Below are 4,609 nucleotides of genomic sequence, written 5' to 3'. Positions count from 1 at the left end.
GATCAGCCCCTGCCACAAACCGCTGGGGCCGCTCGGCTCGCCCAGCCAGTCGGTCAGCCCCAGGGCGTAACCCACCGGCAACCCCACGCCCCAGTAGGCAAACAGGGTCAGCACCATTGTCACCCGGGTGTCCTGATAGCCGCGCAACGCACCGGCGGCGGTGACCTGGATCGAGTCGGAAAACTGGAACAGCGCTGAAAACACGATCAGCGTCGACGCCAGGTGGATCACCACGGGGTCCGGGGTATAGATCGTCGCGATCTGTTCGCGGAACAACAGCATCAGGCTGCAGGACAGGCAGGCATACGCCAGCGCCGTGCCCATGCCGACGCCAGCGGCAAAGCGCGCTTCGCGCGGCTGGTCACGGCCGAGGGCCTGGCCGACGCGCACGGTGACGGCCATGCTCAGGGAGTAGGGGATCATGAACACCAGGGAGCTGACGTTCAGGGCGATCTGATGGCCGGAGACCACTGTGGCGCCCAGGCTGCCGATCAGTAGGGCGATCACTGCGAAGATGCTCGATTCGGCAAAGATCGCGATGCCGATTGGCAGGCCAATGCCCAATACGCGCTTGATCACCGCCCATTGCGGCCAATCGAAACGCTTGAACAGTTCGCTGCTCTGGTACGCCGGCCCCCAGCGCGTCCAGCCTGCCAAACCGAGCATCATCACCCACATCGCAATGCCCGTGGCCCAGCCGCAGCCCGCGCCGCCCATGGCTGGCACGCCCAAATGACCATAGATGAAGATGTAGTTCAGCGGGATATTCAGCGCCAACCCGCACAGGCCCATGACCATGCTCGGTCGTGTGCGACCCAGGCCATCACTGAAACAACGCAACACGTAATACACCGCAACGGCCGGCATGCCCGCGGCGATGCCGTGCAGGTAGCCCATGGACGGTTTGATCAGGTCGGGTTCAACCTTCATCGCGTGCAGGATCGGTTCGGCGCTGAGCAGCAACAGCGACGCGATGATGCCGACCACCACCGCCAACCACAGGGATTGGCGCACCAGTGGCCCGATCTCGCTGTGCTGGCCGGCGCCGTAGCGCTGGGCGACTTTCGGCGTGGTGGCCAGCAAGGTGCCGGTCATCAGCAGGTACACCGGAATCCAGATCGAATTTCCCAGGCCCACCGCCGCCAGGTCTTGCGGGCTGACGCGCCCGGCCATCACGGCGTCGACGAAGCTCATCGCGGTGGTTGCCAGTTGGCCGATCATGATCGGCACGGCGAGTCTCAGCAGGTCGCGCACTTCCCGGCTGATGCGGGCGGGACGGGTGAGGGTGGCGGTGGCAGTGTTCACGTACAGATGTCCAAGAAAAGAGCGCAGGACGGCGGATTCTACGCGTTGACACAGCGGTCAGGAAAAAACCTGTGTTAACGATTTGTAAGCAATCTTCCAGGCAGCGCAATTCCCTGTGGGCGCTGGCAAGCCGGCTACCACCTTCGATCTGCGGTGGAACACCGATCGCATCCCTGTACACTGCTGATCCGCCAAAGGAGCCTGCCATGCTGATTGTTGCCGACGAAAATATTCCGCTACTCGATGCTTTCTTCCAAGGATTTGGCGAAATCCGCCGGGTGCCCGGCCGTTCCATTGACCGCGCCACCGTCGAACAGGCTGATGTGCTGCTGGTGCGCTCGGTGACCAACGTCAACCGAGCCTTGCTCGAAGGTTCCAAGGTGCGCTTTGTCGGCACCTGCACCATCGGCACCGATCATTTGGACCTCGATTATTTCAAGCGGGCCAGCATTCAATGGTCCAGCGCGCCCGGCTGCAATGCCCGTGGCGTGGTGGACTATGTGCTGGGCAGCTTGCAGACCCTGGCCGAAATCGAAGGGGCCGACCTCAATCAGCGGACTTACGGTGTCGTCGGCGCCGGTGAAGTGGGCGGGCGCCTGGTCAAGGTGCTCAAGGGCCTAGGCTGGAACGTGCTGGTCTGCGACCCGCCGCGGCAGATCGCCGAAGACGGTGACTACGTCAGCCTGGAGCAGATCATCGAGCAATGCGACGTGATCAGCCTGCACACGCCGTTGACCAAGTCCGGCAATGGTTCCACCTGGCACTTGCTCGATCGCGAGCGCCTCAACCGTCTCAAGCCCGGTGCCTGGCTGATCAACGCCAGCCGTGGCCCGGTGGTGGACAACGCCGCCCTGCGCGACGTGCTGCTGGAGCGTGAAGACCTGCAAGCGGTGCTGGATGTGTGGGAAGGCGAGCCCGAAGTGGATGTCGACCTGGCCGACCTCTGCGTGCTGGCCACTCCGCATATCGCCGGTTACAGCCTGGATGGCAAGCAGCGTGGCACGGCGCAGATCTACCAGGCGTTTTGTGCGCATCTGGGTCAGGCACCCGCGATTGAACTGAGCGATTTGCTGCCGCCGCCGTGGCTGGCCGAGGTTCACTTGAATGCGTCTACCGACCCGGCCTGGGCGCTGGCGACGTTATGCCGCAGCGTGTACGACCCGCGTCGCGACGATGCGGATTTCCGTCGCAGCCTCGTGGGAACGGTGGATGAGCAACGCAAGGCGTTCGACCTGCTGCGCAAGCACTATCCGGAGCGCCGTGAGATCGATGGCTTGAAGGTGCGCATCCATGGGCAGTCGGTGCGATTGTCGGGCATCGTTGAAGCATTGGGCGCTGAACTGTTGTAGGAACGAGGCCACAAAAAACCGGCCATCAAGGCCGGTTCTGAAAGAGCGTGGACACTTCAGCCTTGCTGGGCAGGCTTGACCAGTCGCTGTTCCAGCTCACGGCACGCTTGCTGGATCATCTCTTCGGTAATCTGCACTTCGCGGCCTTGGGCGTCGATGACGGAGCAAGGCAGGTATTGCGGTTGGCGGATTACTTCAATCTTGGCATCGCTGCTGTTTTGCAAGGTCATGGCCTGTCTCCTCATCAGGTTGTGTACCTACTTTAAACCCCCCGCGTGACCAAGCTGTTACAACTCCTTGCAAGATCATCGCTTCGAATACCCAGTCCACCAGAAACCGTTACAAATTTCCAGACGGGCGTTAGACCGATAACCTCTAGGGGCCAATGTCGGCGGGCATAATTAACCTGACTCATTGTTATTTACTCAAGTTCCCCCAATGTTATCTGCAGGTTCCTATCTCCCATCATCAGGTAATGCCCTCCATGTTCTCTGTCCGTCAACGCCGCGCAATTCGCCTGGCCAGCCGCTTCATTGCGCCCTACCGCTGGCAGGCGCTCGGTGCGTTGGTGGCGCTGATCGTCACCGCGGGTATCACCTTGTCCATGGGGCAGGGCATTCGCCTGCTGGTGGACCAGGGGTTCATGACCCAGTCACCGCACTTGCTCAACCAGTCTATCGGCCTGTTCATGATCCTGGTGCTGGGCCTGGCCGTCGGCACGTTTGCGCGGTTTTACCTGGTGTCGTGGATCGGCGAGCGGGTGGTGGCTGACATTCGCCGGCAGGTGTTCAATCACCTGATCTACCTGCATCCGGGTTTTTATGAAAACAACCGCAGCTCGGAGATCCAGTCGCGGTTGACCACCGACACCACCCTGTTGCAATCGGTGATCGGCTCCTCGTTGTCGCTGTTCCTGCGCAACGCCTTGATGGTCATCGGTGGCATCGTGCTGCTGTTTGTCACCAATCCCAAGCTCACCAGCATCGTTGTGGTGGCGCTGCCGTTGGTGCTGGCGCCGATCCTGATTTTCGGCCGCCGCGTGCGCAGCCTGTCGCGCTTGAGCCAGGACCGCATTGCCGACGTCGGCAGCTACGTGTCCGAGACGCTCGGCCAGATCAAGACCGTGCAGGCCTTTAACCACCAGGCACAGGACGAACAACGCTTTGCCGTGACCGTCGAGGACGCCTTCGCCACGGCGCGCAAACGCATCGCCCAGCGCGCCTGGCTGATCACCCTGGTGATCATGCTGGTGCTCGGTGCTGTCGGCGTGATGCTGTGGGTTGGCGGGATGGACGTGATCAGCGGGCGCATTTCCGGCGGCGAGCTGGCGGCGTTTGTGTTCTACAGCCTGATCGTCGGCAGCGCCGTCGGCACGTTGAGCGAAGTGCTCGGCGAGTTGCAGCGCGCCGCCGGTGCGGCGGAGCGGATCGGCGAGTTGCTGCAGTCGAACAACGAGATCCAGGCGCCCGCCAGCGGCACCGTGCAGTTACCAGACCGCGTCAGCGGCCGTATGGAGCTGCAAGACCTGCGCTTTTCCTACCCCTCGCGGCCGGACACTTACGCCATCGACGGTTTGAGCCTGACCATCAATCCCGGCGAAACCCTGGCGCTGGTGGGGCCGTCGGGTGCGGGCAAATCGACGATTTTTGATCTGCTGCTGCGCTTCTATGATCCCCAGCACGGTCGCATCCTGCTCGAAGGCCACCCGCTGACCGAACTCGACCCCCAGGACCTGCGCCGCCACTTCGCCCTGGTGTCCCAGAGCCCGGCGCTGTTCTTCGGCAGCGTTGAGGACAACATCCGCTACGGCAACCCGACGGCCACCCGCGAGCAGGTCGAAGCCGCCGCGCGCATCGCCCATGCCCACGACTTCATCCTGCAAATGCCCGATGGTTACCAGACCCACCTCGGCGACGCCGGCATGGGCCTCTCCGGCGGCCAACGGCAACGCCTGG

At 62.6% G+C, this 4,609-nt stretch carries 4 protein-coding genes; 2 read left to right on the top strand and 2 right to left on the bottom strand.

Annotated features, from left to right (window positions below; translation table 11 throughout):
• Positions 1-1,305, bottom strand: a 1,305-nt coding sequence (locus tag L9Z73_RS25750; protein ID WP_247407204.1) for an MATE family efflux transporter, incomplete at its 3' end; no start/stop codon positions are given.
• A 206-nt stretch (positions 1,306-1,511) separates the two neighbouring features.
• Here L9Z73_RS25750 and pdxB point away from each other — a divergent pair.
• The gene (pdxB, locus tag L9Z73_RS25745; RefSeq protein ID WP_247407199.1) at positions 1,512-2,654 is read left to right on the top strand and encodes a 4-phosphoerythronate dehydrogenase PdxB; all 1,143 of its coding nucleotides are present in this window, start codon (positions 1,512-1,514) and stop codon (positions 2,652-2,654) included.
• Positions 2,655-2,710: 56 nt separating this feature from the next.
• Here the strand turns inward: pdxB and L9Z73_RS25740 are convergent, their stop codons facing one another.
• Positions 2,711-2,884, bottom strand: coding sequence for a PA1571 family protein (locus tag L9Z73_RS25740; RefSeq protein WP_247407196.1), 174 nt, complete (start codon positions 2,882-2,884; stop codon positions 2,711-2,713).
• Positions 2,885-3,129: 245 nt separating this feature from the next.
• On the opposite strand from L9Z73_RS25740, the gene L9Z73_RS25735 reads away from it, so the two are divergent.
• Positions 3,130-4,609, top strand: a 1,480-nt coding sequence (locus tag L9Z73_RS25735; RefSeq protein WP_247407193.1) for an ABC transporter transmembrane domain-containing protein, incomplete at its 3' end; no start/stop codon positions are given.

Origin of the sequence: Pseudomonas emilianonis (assembly GCF_023072625.1) — a bacterium.
GTDB classification, from domain to species: domain Bacteria; phylum Pseudomonadota; class Gammaproteobacteria; order Pseudomonadales; family Pseudomonadaceae; genus Aquipseudomonas; species Aquipseudomonas paraveronii.
The sequence above is the reverse complement of the archived record's forward strand: the minus strand, read 5'-3'. Positions and strand labels throughout refer to the sequence as shown.

Coding starts and splice junctions, on each gene's coding strand:
- pdxB (WP_247407199.1), top strand. CDS start 1,512: ATGCTGATTGTTGCCGACGAAAATATTCCGCTACTCGATGCTTTCTTC.
- L9Z73_RS25740 (WP_247407196.1), bottom strand. CDS start 2,884: ATGACCTTGCAAAACAGCAGCGATGCCAAGATTGAAGTAATCCGCCAA.